The following is a 21810-nucleotide window of genomic DNA, read 5'->3' on the forward strand; positions in this document are numbered from 1 at the left end:
GACCTGGTCGTCAGCAGCCGCGCTCGGAGGCCTCTCGCCTCCGGCCGTGCTCGCGGGCGCCGCCATCACAACCGCGATCGTTATCCTGTGCGCCAGCGGACCGACAATCCAGTTCGGTGCGTTTCCACGGCCGTCCCTGGTGGCCGCGACGGCTATCGCGGCGCTTCTGATCGGATCGCTGGCGAGCGTCTCGTCCGAGCCGTTCGTCCTGCTGGTCGGGAAAGTTGCGTTCTCCGCGCTGGCGGTCGCGCTGATCGCCTGGCAAGGCGATTTTCTGATGCTGGCGGAACGCGCCGATTGAGCGCCGGGCGCGGGAGCGTTCCGGCGGAACTCAGACGGAAGGATGCCGGCCGTTCAACCAGAAGCCGAAGAATAACAACTTGCCGAATGTCATGGCCTGTCCGCGGCGTCCGCCTTGATCCGTGATGGAACCACTGCCCTGCTTTTTTCGGGTCGGCCTGAAATACATGGCTGCGGCAAAAATGATGTTGAAAATGAACCAGGCCGCCAGCGCGTACAAAAACGTTGTCAAATGAGGCCTCCCTAGGCTCTTGGACTCCTTATAGCCATAGTTCTTAAAAAGCCTCGTTAATTCGATACCGCATCGCAACATCGCCGGGCTGGGCCGGGTTGTGGCGGTATCAAGGTGTTCATTAAGCACGCTCCCCGATAAGCAGCTCAAGTTTCTTACAAATCCGGCGATTTCTCAGTATCTTCCCGCCCAATCAAGGGAGGCCTGAAATGGGCTTGGTGCAATTTGCGATCGCGTTCGCTGCAGGGTTTCTGACCTGCCTGGCACTGGCGATTGCGACCATATTCTGGGCGTTTTCAGACCGCCGTGTGCGCGATGATCATGCTGGCGCACGCGACGAACAACGCAAACAGCGCATCGCGTAATTGCCGCCCAGCGGCAAGATCTCCCGTTGCCGGCATCCCCGATCTTCAGCTGACACATTATTATTGATTATTGAGCGTTGTAGAGCAGACGGGATCACAGGGCGGTTCGCGCCACCTGCATAAACTAGAACTGACTCGCCGTCGCCAGCTTCTGGTGCGCGATATCGGCCGGAGCGGTCGACAGTCCATAGACACTCAACATCTGATCGACCATTGGCTCGACACCGAACACCTCCTGGGCACGGGCGATGCAGTTGCCTGACATGGCCTGGCGCGCGGTGGCGTTGGTCAATTTTTCAATGGCCTCGCACAAGGCATCAACGTCTTCGAACGGCACGATAAAGCCGGTCTTGCCATCGATGATCTGGTCAAACGCTCCACCGCTCGGGGTCCGAACCGGAACCAGACCGGTCGCCATGGCTTCAACCACGCCAATGCAGAAACCTTCAAACCGGCTCGGCGAGACGAACACATCCGCCGCCCACAATGCGTCGCGGACATCTCCCATGAATCCGAGAAACTTGAAGGTGTCGTTATCCCTGGCGTCCCCTGCATAGGCAAACGACCTGATCTCCTGTTCGCGGTCGGCCCCGCCGCTTCCGACAAAGAAACATTTGATCTTGAGCGGCGAGCCCTCGCGGCTGTCGCGAATCTTCCGCGCGGCCTTGATGAGCAGATCGTGCCCTTTCACCCAGGCCAAGCGGGCGGCCAGCAGACACACGAAATCGTCGTCGGACAGATCATACTTGTCACGCACCCGCTGCCTGTCGGCAGGGGTGGGTGGATAAAAATGGCCTAAATCGGTGCCGCCATAGATCTTCACCACCCGGTTCTTCCCGATGATCCGGTGCTGCGTGATGTACTGCACCGACTCCTGCGACAACACGATGAGGTATTTCGGGAAAAATATATTCAGGAAGATGACTTGCTTCAGGCTGAATTTCGCGTCCGACGATTTCTTGACCTGATCGATGCTGCCGAGAATGGACGGGTGATAGGTCCCGATGAAGCGCGCACCGGTCATCAGAGACAGCAAGCGTCCCCAGAACAGCATGCCCAGTCCATGCACGTTGATGACGGTGATATTATTTTCTCTGATGATCTTGACCAACTGGACGAGGCGGGACAACGACGGAATTTTCCCGATGCCCGGGAATTCGTACCATTTCTCGACGGCTGCATTGAGCTTCCGGCGCTTGGCCTCGGATTTCTCGTCCGAGCGAATCTGGCCCGATGCGAGATAGACCCGCACACCCCGATTCTTGAGCCCGCTCGCCAGCGTTTCGCAGTAAGACGCGATGCCGTCGTTGCAATTGATGACCTCGACCAGGAAGAGAACATTGGCGGCTCCCTCGTGGGGCACGGTCGTCCGTATCATGTCGGCTCTCCAGCGAACGCATCGAGTTTTTCGGTTAGTTGAACCGTGTGACCGGATCATGTCGCGTGATCGGCGCGAAACGAAACCAGCACGAGCCCGCCCATGCCGTTCATTTCGTCCGAAATTGGACACAATCAATATGGGCAAATTTCGGACCAACATGGCCACGATGGAGTTGATTTCAATCCATCATGCAACGCCCCCGCGACCGGCTTTTCAGACTGATTTTTCAGATGGAGATCCGGCATCGGAAATGCCTGCGAGATATGCAGCGGCTCGCTTGTTAGAGTCCCCTCTTGCTCAATTCGGCCGCTTCCGCATCCGACAGATGCCCACCTGCAAATCGGGTCAGCAGGTAGAAGGGAACTTTCGGTGTGTTGAGGTCGTACATCAGACCGAAGCGATTTTCCGGCGGTTTTTTGGCAGGCTCATCCATCAGATTATAAATGCTCACGCTCTTGATATTCGCATCCTTCTGATCTCTCAGGACCGTCAGGATTGTGTTGAGCGTATGCAGACAGCGCTCGGTCAGCGGATCACCGGCCTTGTTGCCATAATTGGGATTGTAGATCTCACCGCAGTTCACTTCGTTGAACACAATGGGCTTGTGATACGAAGCAAGTTTCTTGAACAGGTCGAACGGCGGGTTCCTGCCATTCCAGTTCCGGTGAGGATTTTGTCCTTCCACCTCATAGTAATGGTACGATATCACATCGTAACCGACACCTTTCTCGGCCATGAAATCCAGGAAACCGAACATCGTCGATGTGGTGTTCATGGTTCTGCGCAAATGAAGCCCGTTCTCCTTGTTGATCTTGTCGATCGCATCTGACGCCCCCTTCAGAACAGCAGCCCAGTCTTCCATGATCGGCATTTCGTATTCCGCCGCGGTTCCGCCCCGGCCAAACATCCGTTTGCCCTCCGGATCGTGCGCCGCGAGGTTGATTTCATTTTCCAGCTCCCACTCGTCGATGTCATTCTTGAATTGATCGACGAACGCATATGTTCGGTTGAACCCCTGCTGATAGAGCGCGTCACGGTCGCCCGCCGGATAATTTCCGGCATCGGTTCGATCACCCCACCGAAAGCCGAATCCGAACAGTGGCCGAAGGGTGATTCCGTAAGTTTTCGCCAACTCAACCATATGCTTCAGCATAGGCGCTTCGACGCCCTCGGTATCCTTGGTGAGATTGACGCCTACGCGATATTGCGTCAGCCCCCGCGCCTTCATCATCTTGAATATCGGCTCGACATCCATCTTTTTAGCCGGAGGCCCATTGATGCCCCATTCGATGGCGCGCGCGGGTGTTGATGCCGCGGTCAACGCGCCAGCCAGGACAACCGACATCACCAACACGCCAAGCCTGCTCAAAAGGCGCTCAGGTTCTGTCGATTTATAATGTGTCATTGTGTCCACCTCTGGAAACCGCCGCCTGCAATGCAACTCGCAAAGAACACTTTGCAGGCCGCCGAACACACCAAGATGAGACGGCTTTTCTGCGGCGCACGCGTTTTCGCATTTCACATGTCGTCATCGAACGAAGCAGGATTGAACTTCGGTCTCGCTGCACGCCATCCCGCCAAATATGACTGCGTCATTACAACGTCGGGAGTACATCGGGCCTGCTCGCGCGACGAGCACATGCTGCGATTTCGTGCAGCCGTTAGAAAAATTTAAAAACAGAGAAATGCCTTACTGAGGTCAAACCGTGCGGGCATGTACGCCAACACGCAAGCTGTGGAATCACGATGGATACGACCAGGAAGCTTCTGTTCCGGTTGTTTTCATTTTTACGAGCAATCCAAACTCCACGCTAGAGTTTGAATGATACGGCTTGCCCTCCTCCAGCCCCGAGATTCGACCGATGAGCACCACGACTGTTGATCAGCCCATCCTGTCCGCGCAATCCTTCATCAGTTCCATCGGCGTCAACACACACGTGGGATACGCATGGGGTGCCTATAACAACCTCGCGCTGGTCGAAGACGACCTCAAATATCTCGGTGTCACCTCCATTCGAGATGGATTGACCACCATTCCAGGCGCACAGCCCGTCCTCGCCGGGCTCGCCGCAGCCGGCTACAAGTTTGATTTCGTCATTTCGTCGAGCGTCCCCGCCGCCGGCAGCGCCGGTCTGCAGCAATATCTGGCAGCACTGGACGCTTTCGAGGCAAGCCACCCCGGCAGCATCGCCGCGCTGGAAGGCCTGAACGAAGCCAACATCCAGCACTTCAGCTTCAACGGCAGCTCCTCGATTGCCGCGGCTGCGGAATACCAGAAGCTGTTTTACACGTCGATCAAGGGCGACACTCATCTCACCGGCGTGCCGGTGTACAATCTGACGCTGGGTCACAATGATCCCGGCGCCTATTCGCAGCTCGGCGACCTGTCACAATATTCGGACTATGCCAACGCCCATTCGTATTTGAGTACCAGTCTCACAACCAACAGCGCCCTGGAATCGACGCTCGCCACCGCCAGCAGCAGCGCCTTCGGCAAACCGATCGTGATCACCGAGAGCGGCTACACAACGCAGCCCGATACGCCCCATATCGGCGCGGATCAGAGCGTCCAGGCGAGATCCATCCTCAATACGCTGGTCGACGCCTACAAGGACGGTGTCAGCAAGACCTATCTCTACGAACTGCTGGATCGTGACTCTAGCCCCAGCAACACCGACCCCGAGGCCAATTACGGCCTGTTCAACTCGGACGGTACGCCGAAACTCGCGGCAACGGCGATCCATAACCTCACCGCCATTCTCGCCGACGACGGAACCGGCGGCCACCAGCCCACCGGATCCCTGAGTTACTCCCTGGATAATCTGCCGGCCACCGGCCAAAGCATGGTTCTGGGTAAGAGCAACGGGGCCTATGACCTGGTTGTGTGGGCGGAGCCCAAGATCTGGGATGACGCGTCGGACACCGAAATCAGCAACCCGACCCAAACCGTCACCGTCCATCTCGACAGCGTGCACCATTCGGTCAAGGTCTACGATCCGATGAGCGGCACGCAGCCCATAGCCGTCTACACCGACGTCAAGGATATCCAGATCCCGGTCACCGACCATCCGGTGGTCATCGAGATCGATGCGCCCGACACCACAACGCCCCCTCCGACCGTCCCCGCCAATGTGAATGGAACCGCGGCCGATATCGTCGCCCAACTGTCTACGCTGAATGCCTCCGATACGCTCAAGACCATCACCCTCACCGACACGCACACACTTCCGGTCGCCTCGGAAGCGACGATGACGTATCTGATTACGCATTACGGCAAAGCGCTCGCGGCGATCCAGGGTGGCTACGCCTTCTCGGTTACGGTCTCGACCGGCGGCTGGACCAATACCAAGGTCTTCGATTCCAGCGGGTCTCTGCAGTCGACCACCAATGCCGCCTTCACCAATGGCGTCATCACCAGCAAGGTGACGGTCTATGCGGATCACTCGACCGACAGCATCCACTACACCGGCGGCACCATCGCCCAGGAGCTCATCGTCAAGGCCGATGGCTCGAAAGAGACCAAGAACTATGACCCAACGGGACATCTGAGCAGCGATACAATCCAGAAAACCGACGGATCGTCGTCGACCACGCTGTATTCCGGAAGCGTCAAGACCAAGATGTACGTGGCCAACGCCGACGGCAGCCACGACAGCTACGCCTACAACATCACCGGCCGCTCCTATACGACCGAGCTGCAGCACACCGATGCCAGCGGCAAGATCACCGCGATCACCCGCAGCCATGCCGACGGCTCCCTCGACTATACGCAGGTCATCAACAGCGATGGCAGCAAGGTCACGACTGTCTACGACGCGGCAGGTCACAAGACATCGGCGATCACGGTCACGACATCGGCGACCAAAACCGACCTCTACAATACATCGGGAGCGCTGACCAAGGAGATCATCCAGAAGACCGACGGGACGGTGACCACTGCGGTTTACACCGGGGCGGTCCTGACCGCATTTTACACCACAAACTCGGATCGCTCGACTGAAACGAAACTCTACGATTCCACCGGAAATCTCACCACCGACGCCGTTCAGCGAACCGACGGCTCGTCGTCGACCACGGTGTATTCCGATGGCGTCAAGACCAGGATGTACGTGACCAACGCCGATCGCAGCCACGATAACTATGCCTATGACATCAAGGGCCAAGCCTACACCACCGAGTTGCAGCACACCGATGCCACCGGCAAGGTCACGGCGATCACCAGGAGCCACGCCGACGGTTCGCTGGCCTATACTCAGGTGATCAAGGGCGACGGCACCAGGATCACGGATACCTATGACAGCACCGGTCACAAGACCAGTGAGGTCGTTCTGCGCACCGACGGATCACATGAAACGGATCTCTACAACGCGTCAGGCGAACTGACTCAAACGATCTTCAAGGCAGCGGATGGCTACAGCACCACGACAAACTATTCCGGTGGTCATATCGCCTCCCAGTACATCGTCAGCGCCGATGGCGCGACTGAAGCCAAACTGTTCGATTCGGCCGGGCAGCTGACCAGCGACACGGTGCAGAACACCGATCACTCCTCATCGACCACGCTCTATTCCAACGGCGTCAAGACGAACCTGTATGTCAACAACGCCGACGGGTCACACGATACCTACGCCTACAATATCACCGGCCAGACCTACACCACCGAACACCAGCACGCCGACGCCGCCGGACAGATTACCGCGATTACCCGGACCCACGCCGACGGTTCACTAGACTACACCCAGACCATCGGGAGCGACGGCACCAAGGTCACCGACCTCTATGATACCGCCGGTCACAAGACCAGCGAGCTCACGCTTCATACCGACGGGTCGAGCCTCTCCGAAGCCTTCAATACGTCGGGCAGCGTGACACAGACGATCGCCAAGACCGCGCACGGAGATACCACGACCACCAACTACGCAAACAACGTCAAGACCTCGGTCTATCTCGCGCACGCGGACGGATCGACCGAGAGCCAGCTGTTCGATTCCACGGGGCATCTCACCAGCGACGCCATCCAGAACACCGACGGTTCGTCGTCCAGCACGCTGTACTCCGACGGCGTCAAGACCAAGATGTATATCACCAATACCGACGGCAGCCACGATACCTACAGCTACAACATCAAGGGCCAGACCTATACCACCGAATTCCAGCACGCCGACGCGTCCGGAAAGATCACCGAACTGATGCGAACCCACGCCGACGGCTCGCTCGACTACACCCAGGTCATTGGCAGCGATGGCACCAAGGTCACCGACATCTATGACAGCTCCGGCACCAAGACCCTGGAGACCGTGAATCACGCCTCCGGATCAACGGACGTCTACAAGTACGTCGTCCCCGGATCACCCGGCGCCATTCAGCACGAGGCCTATGACAGCGCCGGGAAGCTGCAGGACATCGACATCCTGAACAGCAACGGCACGCATAACGTCACAGCCGTCGCCACCGGTCTGACGATCTCGGGCGGAGCAGGCAACGACGTCTTCTCATCGGCAGGATCGACAACCATCGTGTTCGACCATGGCAACGACCAGATCTACAACTTCCGGGCCGGGGCGGCTGCCAACCACGACACCATCAAGATCGCGCAGTCGCTGGTCAGCGATTATGATCATCTGCAGATGACGCAGACCGGTGCCGATACCCTGATCCACATCTCCGGCAGCGATTCGATCCTGCTGAAGAACGTCCACGCCACCAACCTCAGTCACGCGGACTTCCTGTTTACCTGACAGAACGAACGAGTTGGTCCTGCGGAGCGCTTCCGTATCGCTTTTCATACGAGCGACTCTCGATCTGATACTTGGTCGCAAACTGCATCCAGATGGCATGTTGCAGGAGGCGGCCAAGGACGACGTTATCCGTCAACGTCCAGATCGCGGCGGATGGCCAGACGTTGCCGGACGAACTGCGTCCGGCGACTTTTTGCCACCATGTGGCCCGCCCCCCGCTTGCGATGTTGTCCGTATCCGATCCATCAATGAGCGTGCCGATGGTCCATTGCGCGAAGCCGGCGACCGTCGTCCGGTCGGGATAGAGCGATATCTGCCGGATCATCGACTTTCGGGCCTCCAGCAGGGAAGCGGAACGGGTAGAGACGGTCATCTTGCCCTGGAGCAAAGTCGTCAGAAACGACCTCAGCTTGTCACAATATTCGACCGGCGATCGGTCTCCAGCGCCCTCCCTGAAAACGGGCTTAAAACCGTCCCCGTATTCCTCGAACCCGATAGCCGAGGCTTCTACATATCCCGACAGCGCCTCGACCATGGCCTGATTGAATACTGACGGGTCCCAGCTGATGAACGTGGCCGACTTGGTCTGGATGGCAGGCACCGCCGCCGGCTCCAGCGAGAAATAGTAACCGAACACATCCACATTCGGCGGCATGATGCGCTCGAGCAGAAGCTGCAGTCTGCCCTTCCAGCCGATATCCACGATCAGAATGCGCGATGTCTGCGGGGTGATCAGGCTGCTGTAGTAGGCGCGCGCGATATCGCCGTCCCGTTCCACCCGCTCGGTGGGGGCCGTTCCGCGCCATTTCTGGTAAAGAGCCGGATCCGATCGCGCGATCACCGGATAGATGCAAGCCCGTGAGCCGTACACATAACGACAGTTCCGCGGCCCAAAAAACGCCGGCACGTCCCCCAGCGACTTGAACATCGTCTCAGAATCACGAGACAGAAACCAGATATCGGTCGCATCGATGCGATCCGCATAATCCCGCAGCGACGCCAGGAAATCTGCCAGCACGAACGACCAGCGCCAGGCGATCTGATCCAGCGGCGATACGCGCGCGGCGCCATCGGTCTGGCCGTCCCAGGGCGTTGCAAGCCTGGTGGCGCCGAGAGCATGGGTATAACGCCCCAATTCTCCCGTTTCGAGAGAGGCCTGCCTGCGCCACCTCACCTCGCGGGCGTCGATCCGGTTTTTTCCGACCATCACAACATCCGAATGCGGATTATCGCCGAAGTGAAGGATTTTTCGCCCCGGAAATTCGGCAGCGAGATGAGGGAAGGCCGTTCCGGACCGCTTCGTCTTTCCGGTCCGCGACGAGCACAACAGCCGGTGCTCGAAGTCCAGGAAGCCGCTGAGCAGCTTCTGGATGAAGTCCGCCGGCAGATACGTGTCCGTCGTCACCACGATCGCGATGCCAGCGGCACGCAACTCCCTGAGGACATCAACCAGATCCTGATAGGGGCGGATGACATCGGCTTCGATGGCCAATTCGGCGTCCAGCAGACGGCCTCTCGCCTCCGGCGAGAGCTTGAGCTCCTGCGCCACCTGATCATAAATATCAGACAGCTGAACCTCGCCCGGCCACGCAGCCTTGGCCAGCGCCTCCTCCGCCTTCTTGCGCACCTGCATCCAGTCAGCCGAGGAGATCCTGCCCAGGATTTCGGTGTTGGCGAGATACTGCAGCGAGAACACGCTGTTCGGCTCGACAACCCGACGAAACACCAGGGTGTCGAACAGATCGACCGATACCACCTCGGCGCCGGCCTTCAGCGCAGCATCCCGCACTTCGGAGGCGGATCGGATTCTGCTGCGGAATGGATTTCTTCTGCTGGTCAGCAACTTCAGCTCCTCAAGTACGATTCGGGCACCGCCCCGCAGGCTCTAGCCAGGCAGGCGCGCGTGCCGTTCTCCAACAAGGGTGAGCAGATCGGCTCGGACGATCTGGAAGAAGACCGCATAGGTCGCAAGCACCGCGATCAGATAGGCCGCCGTCGCCCGGACCCACTGCTCAAGCGTGCTGACCTCGAAACGGGTCAGAAGCCAAACCGCGAGCAGCCCCAGAGCAGTTGCGAGCAATCCCGGCAAAAGTCCCTTGGCCAGCAACCGATAGGGCAAACGCAGCTTGTGGCAGATCAGCCATACCAGGGCGATGCAGATGATGGTTGCGACCACCAGATAAGCCTGCACCATCCCGATCAGGCCGAGGGGCAACGCGAATATGAAGGTTCCAATCATGGCAATGCTGTTGGCAGCGCTGGTGTGGAACTGCAGGCGCGCTTCCCCGTTGGCGAGCAGGATCGCGCCCACATAGGCGGCGAGAGACTGCACAGCGCCGACCGGCGCGAGGACCGCAATCACCGGGACAGCGGCCAGCCAGTGCTCGGACAGCGCCGCGCTGGTCGGGAATTTCAGACCGAAGGTCAAATAGAACATCGCCGGAAAGGTGACGATCGCCGTGGCGCCCATCATCGCGCCGACGATCTTCGCCTGCTGTTCCCGATTCGCCATTCGGCTCAACGTCGCGAAAAGCACGCCGCTGGCTGGCCACGAAATGACCATCAGCGGCATGATCATGACCTGATAGGCGATGCCGTACAGTCCCACGGCCGCCGGGCCGAGGGACGATCCGATCAGGAGATTGCCGATGTTGCGCGCGGCGAAGTTGAGGATATTGGACGCCAGAATCCATCCGCCGAACGTGAGAATCGATACGACGCGCCGCCAGTGAAAATTGAGACGAACCTGGTGTCGGGTCACGATCCCGAAGGCCGATGCGCGGACGACCTGGACCAGCACGTAGTAGGAGATCAGCGCCCAGATGCCCCAGCCCTTGATCGCACCAAGCACACAAACCAGGGTGGCAACAATCGCCGCCCCCGCCTCCACCGCCGCAACGGTCTGGTAGCGCAGGCTACGTTCAAGAATCGCACGCGGTCCCATCGCCGCGATCGACAGCACCACCGAGACCGAGAGCGCAGCCAGCACGGTCGATAGGCCTTCCATCTTGACCGCCCCCGCCAGCGGTCCGGCCAATGCGGCCAGCACAAGCGCACAGGCGATGCCGATCACGACCATCAGCGTGACCGCGGCTCCGGCCTCATCGGCCGTGAGGGTCTCGCGTTGTATCATCGCGCTGGACATCCCCATGTCCGTCAGCAAGGCGATAAAGGCAATAAAAGGCAGGGAGAATGCCACCAGACCGAATTCAGCCGGGCTGACGAAGTAGGTCATCAGCAGCGTCATCAGGAACTGAAGCACCGACTTGACGACATTCACGCCGGACATGGAGAGCAGGTTCTTCAAGATCATGATGTCGTCCAAGCATAGCGGGAAGCCTGCGATCGGCAGGATGCATTGCGGGATAGTCGGCGTTCTCGCCTGGTCGGCATCATGCGTGGTGCCCGACTTCACCTAGCGGCCTAGAAGGCGCCTGGCGAAACGTCGCATCCAGCCATCGCCGCAGGCGCACCTCGATCAACTCGTAGCTGACGGCGCCCGCCACAAGTGAGGCGACGAGGCCAAGACCCACGAATGCGGCCCAGAGCGCCCACAGGCTGAAACCGTGCGCAGCCAGCTTCACGCCCATCATCTGCAGAGGATAAAGGGCAAACGGGTGCACCAGATAAAAGCTATAGCTTATCTTGCCGAGATACTGCAGCACGGGGCCGCTCAACGCCTTTGCAACCCCGGAGCCCGGCGCCAGGACCATTCCAAACAGCAGAGCCCCGGGCACGAGACCGACAAAGGGATGAATGTATTCAAGGCAGACGTACATGGTGATGCCGCAGATCACACCGGCCAGCACCCCGAACCACCCGGTAACCCGAAACCGAACATCGACCGCGGCGAACAACATTCCGACCGCAAAGTACGCAGCGATGGGGCGATGAAAGACGCCAGCAAGCCCGATTGCCAGCAGCAACAGCCCCAGCATCCAGTTCTTGCGCTCGACGACCACAAAAAACGTGGCCGCGAACCAGATGTAGAAGGCCCACTCATACGCCAGCGTCCAGGCATTCTGCTGGCCGATCGGAAGACCAAGGGCATCCGGCAGGAAGAACAAGTTCGCCAGGAACACCTCGACATACGCAACGACGCCAATGTCCTTGAAGAATTTGTATCCGACGATGGGTCCGATGACAAAAAGCGCCAGATGCAAGATCACAAAGACGGGCAGAATGCGCAGCATCCGATCATAAAAGAACTTCGACACGGACGCGTGGCGAACCAGGCTCGCCGGGATCAGGAAGCCGCTGATCATGAAGAAAAGCTCGACCCCGTGTCCGCCCATGTTGATGGTTTGCTGGAACCAGCGCGGAACCGAAGGCAGAAAGCCGGCAAGCAGCGGCATGTCGTAGAGATGCACGATCAGCACACTGACCGCGGCAAGGCCGCGCAAGCCCTGGACTGACGGGACAAAACTCTTGTCTGTCATGAACGTCGGTGCCTCCGGTTACGCCGGCCGTGATCGCGGACCCGCGTCTGCTCGGTGTCCCGGCTGATCCCACAGACCAAATGGGGTAAGCGCCCGCTCACGCTGGTCGCGTCGTCAAGCTCGAGGGATCGAGCGAAACGGATGCCGGATCGACAAGCACCGGTTTGCCGGCGGCCTTCTCGCGAAACACTTCGCTGAACGCAAAGCCAAGCATCAACAGTCCGCTGGCCGGACCATACGCGAGAACCGTGATCGCAAAGAGGTTCATCACAATGAGGACGGTCAGCTTGTAGATATCCGTCGTCTTCGAAATGGCGTAGAAAACGCAAACCATGAAGGCGACAAAGGCCGGACCGAACATCAGGTAGGTGCCGATATAGAAGTTGTCGACGGGCACATAATAGCTGACGACATTTGAGAACAGCTGTTGCGGATAGTTGAAGCAACCGATGCCGCATCCGGTGACGAAACCCAGCGGCATCAGACGGCTCATATATATGAACGGCAATTGCCAGCTGTTGTTGATGCGATCCTGCATGCTGAAGAGCGATGGGTAGGTTCGCTGGAGATCGACGCCGGAGAACAGAATCATCAGGATGATCGGCACGAGGATCGTTAGGAACGACAACAGGGCCATCCGGCGCAACGCCGGAAATTTCAGTCCCTCGGGCAGCAACCGGATGAGAAGCAGACACACCATGTAGATCGCCAGCAGACCCATGGTCGTCTTGCTGGTCGTCAGCTTGATGGCATACATCCCAACGGGCGCCCAGAACAGGCACCACCACGTACTGCGGCGAATCGACGTCAGCACGAACGTGATGAACACGAAGAAAGCAGCCATGGTGCTGTCGGCGGCAAAACCAGCCAGCCGCTGGTCCGCCTGCGACCACCACAAACGCCCCGCCTCACGCGTGGATCCAAACGACTCGTAGGAAAAACCGACCCAGGGCAGATGCATATGGGCCGAGGCGATGATTCCCACGATGGTGATGTAGAAAATGACGTGAATGGACAGAAGCAGCCAACGGTAGTTGCCGATATCCCGTCCGCAAAAACAAAAGCCGACGAATACCGGCGCAATCATCTTCAGCGAAGATGCCGCTCCCGCCACCTTGCCGAGGAAGATGTAGCCAATGTACAGCGAAAACGCCATGTACAGCACAGTGAGGATGGCAATCAGGCTCTTGCCCTGAATGACATAGCGCTGGACGAACGCAAGGATGCACAGCATCGCGAGAAGATCCGGAACGAACCACAGAGCATCAAGCTTGGTGATGCTGAAGTAGTAGCGCAGCGCGCCGGCGAACGCGTCCCGATAGAAATAGAGAAACAGCGCCAGCGCCTCGACCTTCCAGAACGAAGCCCAGAACGAGGCCGCCGCCGGATCTTCAGGATGAGGTATCGGCTCGAATCGATCCACCGTCAAAGTGCCGGCATGTGCCAAACCCGTCATCGGCCGAGCACCCTCCCCGGCATCGGCGCGAGGGCTTCGGCCGGCGCACGGTTGAAGAAGCGCAACACAAATTTCGACCCGGGAATCTCGACATAAAGATACGTGAGGTTCGCAAGCACGAGCACGGCCGCGACGAACATCAGCAACAGCGTTGACGCCGCAATACCGGGGAACAGGCTGTCGAACGCCTCAATTCTCCGGGAGCCGACGCCCCGCACGGCGTATTCAAGCGGCATCAGAACGAGCGCATGAACCATGTAGATCGAGTATGAACGCTTGCCGAGCCATACCAGCGGGGCAATGGACAATACGCGAGGCAGCACGCATGTCGGGAACGCCATCAACGACCCCAGCAGGACGGCAAAAACCAGCGGCGCCACAAAGCTGATTTCCGGAATTATTCCGACCACACAAACCAGGAGGATGGACACCGCGACGCTACCGATCTGCACCGTCGTTTTGACCAATCCGGGCGTCTCGGCCGAAATCGATGCAACGGCACGCACGGTCAGGACCCCCAGGAAAAAACTGAACACGCAGCGCACAATGCCGAATTGATAGTGAAAATCGATCGCGCTCCGGTGCATCACGAAAACCATGATCAGCAAGCTGGTCAGGATCAGCAACAGGGAGGCGATATAAACGATGCGGATATCCTCTCGGCGCTGGGCAAAAACGAGCACCGCACCGAAAATCAGGTAAGTGTAGAACTCCGCGCTGATGCTCCAGCTCGGTCCATTCCAGCTGAGATAGTCGAGAACGCCGAGAGCGTGGAGCAGGAAGACGTTCGCAACAAAGGAATACAGGTTGTTAACCGGTGTTTCGGCCGGCACGAGATGCATGACACCGAACGCCACGACCGCGATCTTCAGCAGCCGAAACCCCAATGTGGCGAACAGCGTGACGATGTGGAGCGGATAGATTCTCGCCAGACGACGCACGACGAAGTCCCGGAACGAGAATGTCCCGAAATCGAACTGCGTGTAGCTGAATGAAATCACGATTCCACTCAACACGAAGAAGAGATCGACGAACATCCACGCGTTATGGAAAAACGCGACGTCAACCCATGCCTTGTTGGGGAACGACGCGATCATGGTTTCCGAAATCACGAAGTGAAGAATGACGACGCACGAAGCGGCCAGACCACGAATACTATCAAGCGGCAAATAGTGGGCTTTGGGGCGATGGCCTGATGTCGACAAAGCGATGAACCCAACCTGTTTGCGTTGCAAAATTTTCTAACGTGCTTCAGCGACCATTTCAACGCCGGACTTCGCGCTGCTGCCGTGTGTCTTCGATCGAGCTGAAACGATCTCGATGTTGCCACGATGCTGCCCACACGCTGAGCCAACTTTGCCTTGAAGACGAGCAATTCAGGAATCTCGATTTCGAAACAGCGAGTCCTGAGCTACAAGTCCTGCATCTCCTCCTCGCACATTGATCACGACACGCGCATGTCATCTATCTTGCGATATTGAGGCCGGCGACGATGCTCGTTTGCTGATCACAACGCACAGTAAATGTGGATTGAGTTGAGACTGCGGTCATGCCTACTCTTTGCCAAGCGAACGGGAACAATTGATGAAGCAGGTTGCGACGGCGGGCCTGAACTCCGTCAGAAGGTGGTTTTCCGGACCCACCGCACTGGAAATCATGGATCAGCATCGCGGCACCGGACCTGGGTTCGATCTGCTGCGAATTGTTCTGTCGTTGCTGGTCATCCTGCTGCACTCGTTCCATACGGCTTACGGAGTTCCCGAGTCGCGCTTTCTCGCCACAGGATGGTCACATCCGATCTGGGCCGCGACATTGCCGATTTTCTTTGGCTTGAGCGGATTTCTTGTCGCCGGAAGCGCGCTGCGATCACGAAGCCTGAAAGTCTTCCTTGCCTTTCGAGCGCTGCGGATTTTTCCGGCCCTGACTGTGGAGATCACGCTATCAGCGCTGATCCTGGGCCCGCTGCTGACAACCGTGCCGATCTCCGACTACGTCAGCGATGTCAGATTTCTCAAATATTTCGGCAACATCATCGGCTGGATTCACTTTGAGCTGCCCGGGGTCTTCGAGCACAATCCCGCGTCGGGAATCGTGAACAAGAGCCTCTGGACGCTGCATCCGGAACTTCTGTCCTACGTCCTGATGACAGGCCTGATGTTCTCCGGAATTGCCTATAGCCGATTGAAAACCACCCTGCTTTGGGTTGCCGTCACAATCGCGCTCGCTGCCTACAATCTGGCGACAAGTAAATTCGAATTGCACGGCATCTACGGAAGCCAGGTGCTGATCTATTACTTCCTGACCGGAATTCTGACGTACCACTGGCGCCACATTATCGTCATCAATGTGCCGCTGCTCGTGATCGCACTCGCAGGCGCCTATGTGCTGATGGAAACGCCGCAAACGACGTTTGTCCTGCTGCCGCTGGTCAACATGTACATCATGGTGTCGATCGGCATGATGCGATTTCCACCCGTAAAACTCTTGCAGGGAGGAGATTATTCTTACGGTCTCTATCTCTATGCGTTTCCGATTCAGCAGGCGATTGTCGAATTTCTTCCCGGCTATCGGAACTGGTGGACAGTCTTTGGGCTCGCCGTCGCAATTACGTTCGGAGTTGCTTTCCTGTCCTGGCATCTGATTGAAAAACCGGCACTCAAGCTCAAGCGATGGGTGCAGAACGCGCCGAGACCAATTCCGAGCGTCACCGAACCCTCGCGCATAGCGTGATCAAAAACCGAGCATCCATTGTCTCGACGCAGCAAACTGCAGGTGATGAGTTGTTTTCATTTCTGTTGAAACAAGCTTCGCTGCCGGCACTTTATTGCACCGCACAAAGATTTGACATAGTCTGTGACTACGGTGACTCATTCGAACTTTCGCTACGAAGACAACCCGAACAGCGGATATTCATGGTCACGCTTCGAAGATGTCTGACTGCGACAGGTCGTTTGCTTATGACGGCGAGCGTCCTGTTTGTGGCGAGTGTTGGAATCAGCCACGCACAATGCGTGCCGTTCAGCGAACAAGTGCCCGCGCTCGAGCGTCAGTTGTTCTCCGACGATCCTACACTGCCACTGCAGGCAGCGCGGAATGACAACAGCAAGATCGATTCCAAGGTCACCGGTTATCTGGTCAGCGATCCCGATCTGCTGCCCGTGATTCGTAAGCTGGTGGCGGTGGCACCGGCCGCCAACCGACGCGGAATTGGTTCGGGCCTGCGCCACGCCGAGATGCAGTGCCTGACACCCCAACCGGCATATGCACGCAAGATTCGCGATTTCGTTCGCGATCTCAGGGACAACGCTGTGCTTGCCGGCTACGTCGCGGTGAGCGAAGAGCCCATTCCTCAGTACACGACAGGAAAACCCGTCGCCCCACCGGCCAAACCGGCGGGCGGCAAGTTGTTTTCCGGGGAATGGAACACTGAAATCGCCGACCCGTTTGCCAGTCTGCCTCTCCCACAATGATCATTATCGGACACATCGAACTGACCAATGTATCAACCTCGAGTTGAATTTCATCCGCAGCACAAATCCGGTCTCGCCATCGGCGGGACAGTGCTCAGCGTTGAACGTGTTGTCGCCATCCTGCGTCAACAATGGCCACTGATCGCCACAATTGCGGGCGGTGTGCTCGCGCTCGTGCTGATCTATCTGATGACGGCCACGCCGATGTTCACGGCGAATGCGCGGATCCTGATGGATACGCGCCAGCCGCAGGTCGTGGACAAGGACAGTGGCAGTGCAATCAACAGCACCCTGATCGATCCCGGCTTTGTCGACAGCCAGGTGGAAATCCTGAACTCGGACGACCTCATCCTGTCCGTTGTGCGCAAACTCAAACTCACTCAGGATCCGGAATTCACCGGCGCCGAGCCCAGCATCATCTCGACCGTCATTGGAACCGTTCTCAATCTGTTCAGCAGCAGCGACGGACCGCCGTCGCAGGACAAGCTCGAACGAACCGCGGTCCAGGCCCTGCAAAAAAACCTCAAGGTCGAGCGCGTCCTGACGACCTACGTTCTGTCCGTGAGCTTTCGTTCGATCGACCCGGACAAAGCGACCCGGATCACCAATGCCATCTCCGACGCCTACATCGTCGGCGCGCTGGAAGCCAAGTACCAATCCACCAAGCGGGCCAGCGAATGGCTGCAGCAGCGGAGTTTGGAGTTGCGCGACCAAGCCACCGAGGCCGATCGCGCCGTTCAGACCTTCAAGGCCGAAAACAACATCGTCGGCACCAGCCGCGGCCTGATGAGCGAGCAGCAGCTGAGCGATGTCACCACCCAGCTGATCCAGGCGCGCGCCGCGACCGCGGAAGCCAAGGCGCGCCTCGACCGGATCGACGCCGTCTCTGACAAGGATCTCGCCCAGCCGACGGTTACCGACGCTCTCAGCAACACCGTCATCACGCGGCTTCGCGCCCAGTATCTCGATCTCGCCGCGCAGTATGCTGACTGGTCGAACAAGTACGGGAAAAATCACCAGGCCTCGATCAACCTGGCGAGCCGCATGGACGAAACGCGAAAATCGATCGCGGATGAGGTCCGGCGCATCGCCGATTCCTATCGCAGCGAGTACGAGATCGCCAAAAGCCGCGAGAGCTCGCTCGAAAGCAATATGAACAGCCTGGTCAATCAGGCGGGCACCAGCGGCCAGGCGCAGGTCAAGCTGCGCAACCTGGAAAGCGCTGCGGACACCTATCGCAATCTCTACAACACGTTCCTGGACAAGCTGCAGCAGGCCACCCAGAAGGAGAGCTTCCCGATCAGCGAAGCCCGTGTCATCAGCACGGCGACCAAGCCCGACAAGAAGAGCTCACCGAAGACGCTGCTGTTCCTCATCGGCGGTATCGTCGGGGGCCTGTGCTTCGGCGCCGGCGCCGCCTTCGCGCGGGAGCTTCTCAACGACTTCGTTCGCACACCGGCCGATATCGAGGATGAATTCGGCATCAAGTGCCTTGGCACCCTGCCCGATATCAGCCCGGACCGATCAGGCGTACAGAAGGCGCGGGCCCTGGTCATGGCGACCGATAAGGACGCCGCCCGGCAGCAACCTTCGCTGTCGAGCTATGTCGTCGATCGACCGTTCTCCCGCTTTGCGGAGACATTGCGCAATATCAAGGTTTCTATCGACGTCACGCGGCTGACGCGGGACGTCAAGATCGTCGGCATCGTGTCGTCGCTCCCCAAGGAGGGAAAGACCACGATTGCCGCCAATCTCGGCCACCTGACCGCGCTGACCGGGCACCGCACGCTCTTGATCGACGGCGATCTCCACACCCGCTCCCTGACGCGGGAACTCGCTCCCAATGCCAAGACCGGTCTGCTGGAGGCGCTGCGGGATCCGCGGGAACTCGCCCGGCACGTCCAGCGCAGCAAGGAGACAGGTCTCGACTTCCTGCCCTCTTTCGTTGTTTCCCGCATGATCAACTCGGCCGATGTCATGGCTTCGAAGGCGATGGCTGACGTCTTCGCCGTGGCCCGCGAACACTACGACTACATTTTCATCGATCTGGCCCCCGTCATGCCGGTCACCGATGCGAAAGCGGTCAGCCATTTGATCGACGGCATGGTGTATGTGATCGAATGGGGACAGACCACACGCAGCGCCGTGCAGGAATCGCTCTCGAGCTCCGAGGCAATCCAGAAAAAGATCCTCGGCGCCGTCCTCAGCAAGGCCAACCCGAAGATGCTCAAACGCATCGAAGCCTACAAGGGCGCGCACTACAATCGGTACTACGTGGAGGCCTGAGGCCTCCTCTCGTGCAGCGACAGCCAACGCCGCCAGAGGCCCCGCGGTGGGCCTCTCGTGAGCGGAGCGAGGCCAATCCATCCCTGCTGGGCTCCCTCTAAGTGGCCCTCTCCTCGACGTCACCTCGGCAGCGGACTTTGTTTGGCTGTGGCAAGCCGGGAGCACACCTCGCCTGCGCGATTGACCCCAGCGACACCTAGAGTATTGACGTCGTGGCGCGATCCGGCAGCGACAAACGCTGGGCTGGGGACGATTGCTCCCTTGCCGGGAGGCTCAGGTGGCTGGCCTCAAAGCTTCCCGCACCTTAACGACTCGGCGAGCCCGCCGTGCATTGATCGGGTCTGCAGAAGCGGACAGCCACGATCTAACGAAGGCACGCCTGATCGCTCCAGCACGGCTCTACGGAAGGCGTTGTGTCGAGGTGCGGGTCCGGGCGGGCACGTGGCAGTCGATCGTCCGTGGCGCCACGGCAGCTCGATACAGCCGGGTGCAGGATACGACCGAGTAGCGTGTGGAGAACAAGAGGGACATTCGCTAGAGGCGTCCAGCAGGCTCTCGGGAACACAGCCTGATGGATCCCCTCGCCGCGTCAGTAGGCGTCCTGATACATCAGCGACAGTGCAGTCCGAATGATGATCCTGATATCCAGCCAAATGTTCCAGTTGCTGACGTACCACACATCGTATTCGACCCGCTTTTCCATCAGGTCGATGGTCGGTGTTTCACCGCGGAAGCCATTCACCTGCGCCCAGCCGGTAAGACCCGGCTTCATGTGGTGGCGATAGACATACTTCTCGATCACCTGGTCATAATAATTGTCGTGAGCGAGCGCATGCGGACGCGGGCCGACCAGCGACATCTCTCCACGCAGCACATTCCAGAGTTGAGGCAGCTCGTCGATACTCGATTTTCGCAGGAAGCGGCCAACTCTGGTCACGCGCGCATCGCCTTTGGTCGCTTGAGTCACGACAGCGCCGTTCTCGGCCACAGTCATGCTGCGGAACTTCCAGATTTCAAACGGCTTTCCGTTAAAGCCGCGGCGAGACTGCCGGAAGATCACGGTTCCAGCCGAGTCAAGCTTGATCAGGATCGAGACCACGAACAACAGAGGTGCCAGTGTCAACAGCGCGATGGACGCGAGTCCAATATCGAGACAACGTTTCTGGGCTCGTTCGAATATGCTCAGGGGCGGCCGCTGAATTTCGATCGCCATCGTACCACTGACCGGAAGGAACGGCCGCGACACCAGGTCTGCAATCGGAAAATCGGGTAGAAGACGGATCGGTTGCGGAACAACGCGAAGCCGCTGGCTTAGTTTTTGCAACACCGGCAATTCGTTCCAATCGATCGCCAGCAGGAACTCGTCGACGTCCGTCGCCCGCGACTGGCGAATCACGTCGCGGATCTCGTTTTCCCATGCATCTCCATCATGGGGCGTGCTGATCACAAAGTGGCGCACCACGTCGAACCCGTGCTTGCGCAAGTCCTTGAAGCGGTTCGACGTAAAATCAAGCGACTTTAGGCTCAGCAGCACGACCTTGCGATCGATCAAGCGCTCTCGGGCGAAAGCCGACGCAAAACCAAAACGCCAGACGATGCGATGCCCGCACAAGCCGACCAAGCCAGTGAGCGCAAACAGCAGGATGGTTCCCCGCGAAAAATCCGACGTCGATTTCAGCAGAAATGCGGCAGCGGCCAGAATCGCCAAGGACAGCATCCAGGCGAACGCTACCTTGCGCAACTGCCATGTGAGACTGAGCAAGCGATGAGCGCCGTAGACATCCTGCAGATAGGCCGCAACGATGAACACCGTCGCTACGATCAAGCCGGCGCCGGCAGAGACATCACGCTCTGCTCCGACCGCAAGCTGATACACGGCATTTGCGGCCAGATAGCTCAGCGAGATGAGAAAGAAATCACCCAGGATGAGGAATATTTGGAACGGACGATGCATCGCCGCATTACGGCTGGCTATCGTCGATGTTGAGTAGGAACTTTCAGAACCGTAGGTGACTGCAGACATCTCTCGTCTCTCTCCAAATGCACAACCGTCCATCTATCGAACGAAAGATTGCTCCTTTAACGAGAATTTCTGTGAGGTAACGCAGTCGACGATCATGGCGTGATCAAGCGCAAAGACTAT

General features: G+C 58.5%; 15 protein-coding genes. 6 read left to right on the plus strand and 9 right to left on the minus strand.

The annotated features are described in order from the left end of the window. Positions 1 to 301 (plus strand): hypothetical protein (locus tag HY68_RS37350; RefSeq protein WP_042001624.1); only part of this gene is annotated, 301 nt, incomplete at its 5' end. A gap of 30 nt (positions 302 to 331) precedes the next feature. Here HY68_RS37350 and HY68_RS43220 read toward each other — a convergent pair. After that, positions 332 to 532: a hypothetical protein gene (locus tag HY68_RS43220; RefSeq protein ID WP_157874576.1), complete on the minus strand. Its 201-nt coding sequence runs from the start codon at positions 530 to 532 to the stop codon at positions 332 to 334. Positions 533 to 741: 209 nt separating this feature from the next. Here HY68_RS43220 and HY68_RS44480 point away from each other — a divergent pair, with 209 nt between their 5' ends. Continuing rightward, a complete protein-coding gene (locus tag HY68_RS44480; protein ID WP_198533534.1) occupies positions 742 to 897 on the plus strand; it encodes a hypothetical protein in 156 nt (51 codons plus the stop codon). 124 nt (positions 898 to 1021) lie between these two features. Here HY68_RS44480 and HY68_RS37355 read toward each other — a convergent pair whose 3' ends face one another. Both HY68_RS37355 and HY68_RS37360 read right to left on the minus strand, forming a co-directional pair. Continuing rightward, positions 1022 to 2275, minus strand: a complete 1254-nt coding sequence (locus HY68_RS37355; protein WP_042001627.1) for a glycosyltransferase family 4 protein — start codon at positions 2273 to 2275, stop codon at positions 1022 to 1024. Positions 2276 to 2558: 283 nt separating this feature from the next. Beyond that, positions 2559 to 3683: a glycosyl hydrolase 53 family protein gene (locus HY68_RS37360; RefSeq protein ID WP_042001630.1), complete on the minus strand. Its 1125-nt coding sequence runs from the start codon at positions 3681 to 3683 to the stop codon at positions 2559 to 2561. A 457-nt stretch (positions 3684 to 4140) separates the two neighbouring features. Between HY68_RS37360 and HY68_RS37365 the strand changes: the two genes are divergently transcribed. Beyond that, complete coding sequence (locus HY68_RS37365; RefSeq protein ID WP_042001633.1) at positions 4141 to 8016, plus strand: hypothetical protein; 3876 nt, start codon at positions 4141 to 4143, stop codon at positions 8014 to 8016. Here HY68_RS37365 and HY68_RS37370 read toward each other — a convergent pair. The 5 genes from HY68_RS37370 to HY68_RS37390 all read right to left on the minus strand — a co-directional run bounded on the left by HY68_RS37370 (position 8009) and on the right by HY68_RS37390 (position 15146). Next, positions 8009 to 9859 (minus strand): HAD-IA family hydrolase, encoded by a 1851-nt coding sequence (locus HY68_RS37370; protein ID WP_157874577.1) that lies wholly within the window; start codon positions 9857 to 9859, stop codon positions 8009 to 8011. The genes HY68_RS37365 and HY68_RS37370 overlap by 8 nt on opposite strands. Before the next feature lie 42 nt (positions 9860 to 9901). Beyond that, positions 9902 to 11431: a lipopolysaccharide biosynthesis protein gene (locus HY68_RS37375; protein WP_198533536.1), complete on the minus strand. Its 1530-nt coding sequence runs from the start codon at positions 11429 to 11431 to the stop codon at positions 9902 to 9904. Beyond that, a complete protein-coding gene (locus HY68_RS37380) occupies positions 11409 to 12455 on the minus strand; it encodes an acyltransferase (protein ID WP_042001639.1) in 1047 nt (348 codons plus the stop codon). The genes HY68_RS37375 and HY68_RS37380 overlap by 23 nt, the downstream gene beginning before the upstream one ends. Before the next feature lie 97 nt (positions 12456 to 12552). Continuing rightward, on the minus strand, positions 12553 to 13911 hold the full coding sequence (locus HY68_RS37385) for a hypothetical protein (protein ID WP_052457557.1): 1359 nt from the start codon (positions 13909 to 13911) through the stop codon (positions 12553 to 12555). Further along, positions 13908 to 15146, minus strand: a complete 1239-nt coding sequence (locus tag HY68_RS37390; protein WP_198533537.1) for an acyltransferase — start codon at positions 15144 to 15146, stop codon at positions 13908 to 13910. The genes HY68_RS37385 and HY68_RS37390 overlap by 4 nt, the downstream gene beginning before the upstream one ends. Before the next feature lie 349 nt (positions 15147 to 15495). Between HY68_RS37390 and HY68_RS37395 the strand changes: the two genes are divergently transcribed. Genes HY68_RS37395 through HY68_RS37400 form a run of 3 tightly spaced genes read left to right on the plus strand, consistent with a single transcriptional unit; the run spans position 15496 to position 19667 of the window. After that, the gene (locus tag HY68_RS37395) at positions 15496 to 16641 is read left to right on the plus strand and encodes an acyltransferase (protein ID WP_078864181.1); all 1146 of its coding nucleotides are present in this window, start codon (positions 15496 to 15498) and stop codon (positions 16639 to 16641) included. Beyond that, positions 16581 to 17381, plus strand: coding sequence for a hypothetical protein (locus HY68_RS43225; RefSeq protein WP_157874578.1), 801 nt, complete (start codon positions 16581 to 16583; stop codon positions 17379 to 17381). Before HY68_RS37395 ends, HY68_RS43225 begins: the two co-directional genes overlap by 61 nt. Positions 17382 to 17408: 27 nt before the next feature. Beyond that, positions 17409 to 19667: a GNVR domain-containing protein gene (locus tag HY68_RS37400; RefSeq protein ID WP_042001642.1), complete on the plus strand. Its 2259-nt coding sequence runs from the start codon at positions 17409 to 17411 to the stop codon at positions 19665 to 19667. 589 nt (positions 19668 to 20256) lie between these two features. On the opposite strand, the gene HY68_RS37405 is transcribed toward HY68_RS37400, so the two are convergent. After that, the gene (locus tag HY68_RS37405; RefSeq protein WP_042001645.1) at positions 20257 to 21690 is read right to left on the minus strand and encodes an undecaprenyl-phosphate glucose phosphotransferase; all 1434 of its coding nucleotides are present in this window, start codon (positions 21688 to 21690) and stop codon (positions 20257 to 20259) included. Positions 21691 to 21810 lie beyond the last annotated feature (120 nt).

This window comes from Streptomyces sp. AcH 505 (assembly GCF_000818175.1).
GTDB lineage: Bacteria > Actinomycetota > Actinomycetes > Streptomycetales > Streptomycetaceae > Streptomyces.

Excerpts from the sequence above, each read along its gene's own strand:
- HY68_RS37365 (WP_042001633.1), top strand. The coding sequence starts at position 4,141 with ATGAGCACCACGACTGTTGATCAGCCCATCCTGTCCGCGCAATCCTTC.
- HY68_RS37395 (WP_078864181.1), top strand. The coding sequence starts at position 15,496 with ATGAAGCAGGTTGCGACGGCGGGCCTGAACTCCGTCAGAAGGTGGTTT.
- HY68_RS43225 (WP_157874578.1), top strand. The coding sequence starts at position 16,581 with ATGGGTGCAGAACGCGCCGAGACCAATTCCGAGCGTCACCGAACCCTC.
- HY68_RS37400 (WP_042001642.1), top strand. The coding sequence starts at position 17,409 with ATGTATCAACCTCGAGTTGAATTTCATCCGCAGCACAAATCCGGTCTC.
- HY68_RS37405 (WP_042001645.1), bottom strand. The coding sequence starts at position 21,690 with ATGTCTGCAGTCACCTACGGTTCTGAAAGTTCCTACTCAACATCGACG.
- HY68_RS37385 (WP_052457557.1), bottom strand. The coding sequence starts at position 13,911 with ATGACGGGTTTGGCACATGCCGGCACTTTGACGGTGGATCGATTCGAG.
- HY68_RS37380 (WP_042001639.1), bottom strand. The coding sequence starts at position 12,455 with ATGACAGACAAGAGTTTTGTCCCGTCAGTCCAGGGCTTGCGCGGCCTT.
- HY68_RS44480 (WP_198533534.1), top strand. The coding sequence starts at position 742 with ATGGGCTTGGTGCAATTTGCGATCGCGTTCGCTGCAGGGTTTCTGACC.
- HY68_RS37360 (WP_042001630.1), bottom strand. The coding sequence starts at position 3,683 with ATGACACATTATAAATCGACAGAACCTGAGCGCCTTTTGAGCAGGCTT.
- HY68_RS37355 (WP_042001627.1), bottom strand. The coding sequence starts at position 2,275 with ATGATACGGACGACCGTGCCCCACGAGGGAGCCGCCAATGTTCTCTTC.